We start from the raw sequence: 1,495 nt of genomic DNA on the forward strand, positions 1-1,495 counted from the left end.
CGGCCCCCGAGGCCGCCCCCGAAGCCGCGCCGCAGAGCCAGGCCGCGCCGGAGACCGTGCCGCAGACCGCGCCGCAGACCCAGGCCGCCCCGGCCGTCTCCGGCGCCTTCGCGGGCCGCTCGGCGGGCAACGAGGTGACCCTGGCCGTGGGCATGGACGGCGACCGGGTCGTGGCCTACGTGTGCGACGGCAAGAAGATCGAGTCCTGGTTCGAGGGCACCTACAACGACGGGTCGCTGCAGCTCAGCGGCGTGGACGGCGACCTCACCGCCGACGTCTCGGACTCGGCCGTGCTGGGCACCGTGTCGGTCGGCGAGAAGACCTGGCCGTTCTCGGCGGCTCCCGAGCGGACCACCGGCCCCGCCACGGACCGCGGCACGCTGACCGACCTCGGCTCGGCCTGACCCGACCCGACCTCACCCCCGGAGAACCCGCGATGCCCCCCACACCCCACCGCACCGTCGAGCTCACCGGGCCGCCGGCGCCGAACCCCTACGACCCGCCGACCCATCCCGAGCTCCGCGCCGTCGGGTACGAGCCGGACTACGACCCCGGCTACGCCGATCTCGGGACCCCGCAGGACCCGGCGCAGGACCCGGCGCAGGACCCCGTCGACCACCCGGGGGAGGCCCGCACCGAGGTCTTCGCCGCGATCCCCGCGCAGCACGCACCGGCCGACGTCGACCCCGTCGCCGATCCCACCGTCGCCGCGGCCTGGGCGGGTCACCCGCAGGCGGACCCGGTCTGGGAGCCCGCCCCCCACCAGACCTGGGACCGCCCCGACTACGACGAGAACGACCCCTACGCCCAGTACGACGACCCGCCCGGCTACCGGGACGAGCAGGCCGAGCAGGCCGTGCCCGCGGGCCCGAGCCGCGGCCGGACGGCGGCCCTGCTGGTCCCCGTCGCCGTCGGTATCGCCGTGTCGGTGGGCCTGGGCGTGTACGGCAGGCTCCACGAGGGCACCGGCACCGCGATCAACCTCGCGGGCTTCTCCTCGGGCATCGCGGCGAAGAGCTGGCTCACCGCCGCCGCGTTCGTGCTGGTCCTGGTGCAGGTCTGGACGTCGATGCGGATGTACGGGCGGTTGGCGAAGAGCCGCCCGGCAGGCCCCCGGACCGCGACGCTGCACCGCTGGTCCGGCCGGGTCGCCGTGCTGCTGACGATCCCCGTCGCCGTGCACTGCCTCTACGCCCTGGGGTTCGAGGACTCCTCGATGCGGGTCCTGCTGCACTCGCTGTTCGGGTGCTTCTTCTACGGTGCCTTCGCGGCGAAGATGCTGCTCCTGCCGAAGCGCGACGCTCCCCGCTGGGTCCTGCCGATCTTCGGCGGCCTGGTGTTCGTCCTGCTCACCGGCCTGTTCCTGACGTCCTCGGTGTGGTTCTTCAGCACCAAGGGCCTGACGTTCTGACCAGGAGTCCCACCACATGACCTCCGCCCTGAACCGCCGCGCGATGCTCGTCGGCACCTGCGCCGCGGGCTGCGCCGCCCTCGC

General features: G+C 74.4%; 1 protein-coding gene and 1 pseudogene. Both read left to right on the top strand.

The window, feature by feature from the left end; all coding sequences use genetic code 11:
* Positions 1–404 (top strand): annotated as a pseudogene (locus tag H5J29_RS32370) (hypothetical protein); the annotation flags it as partial.
* Positions 405–436: 32 nt separating this feature from the next.
* The gene (locus H5J29_RS34550) at positions 437–1,411 is read left to right on the top strand and encodes a DUF6529 family protein (RefSeq protein WP_220188214.1); all 975 of its coding nucleotides are present in this window, start codon (positions 437–439) and stop codon (positions 1,409–1,411) included.
* The last annotated feature ends 84 nt before the right edge of the window (positions 1,412–1,495 follow it).

The organism is Pseudonocardia pini (assembly GCF_013870575.1).
Classification (GTDB): domain Bacteria; phylum Actinomycetota; class Actinomycetes; order Mycobacteriales; family Pseudonocardiaceae; genus Pseudonocardia; species Pseudonocardia pini.